At 69.6% G+C, this 473-nt stretch carries 1 protein-coding gene; it reads right to left on the bottom strand.

Annotated elements, in window-relative coordinates; translation table 11 throughout:
- Window positions 1–226: 226 nt before the first annotated feature.
- Window positions 227–473, bottom strand: a 247-nt coding sequence (locus tag ODJ79_RS46750) for a Na+/H+ antiporter NhaA (protein ID WP_263030207.1), incomplete at its 5' end; no start/stop codon positions are given.

The raw sequence follows: 473 nt of genomic DNA, 5'->3' as shown, positions 1-473 counted from the left end.
GCGAGAAGAAGGCGTGCTGGGCGTCGGTGGCGCCCACCGCCAGCATGATTGCGGCGCCGCCGAGCGCGACGGTGACCCGGTTGAGCTTTTCCGTGGCGATCAGCACGTACGCGGCGCCGAACACCACTACGGCAATCCAGGCGATGAGGCTCAACAGTGTTCCCCGGTTCCGGTCAGCCGTCAGCGATCGCCGACCAGGCTTCCCGGCACACCGACGATCAACCTATCAGCCGACGCCGGGTTGCTCCCGCTTCCGCTCGGCGCGCTGGTAGACGTCGGGAATCCCGTCGCCGTCCCGGTCGGCCTGCTCGGCGGCGTGCAGCCGACGGTAGGTGCGGTTACGGGCCCGCAGCACACCGGCCGCCAGCACGGCGGCCACCAGCGACCCGGCCAGCACCGCGATCTTCACATGGTCGTCGCGGCCGCTGGCGATACCGAAAGCCAGTTCCCCGATCAGCAGGGACACGGTGAAG

Origin of the sequence: Actinoplanes sp. KI2 (assembly GCF_025630775.1) — a bacterium.
Classification (GTDB): Bacteria; Actinomycetota; Actinomycetes; order Mycobacteriales; family Micromonosporaceae; genus Actinoplanes.
This window is presented reverse-complemented; position numbering and strand designations above follow the sequence as displayed.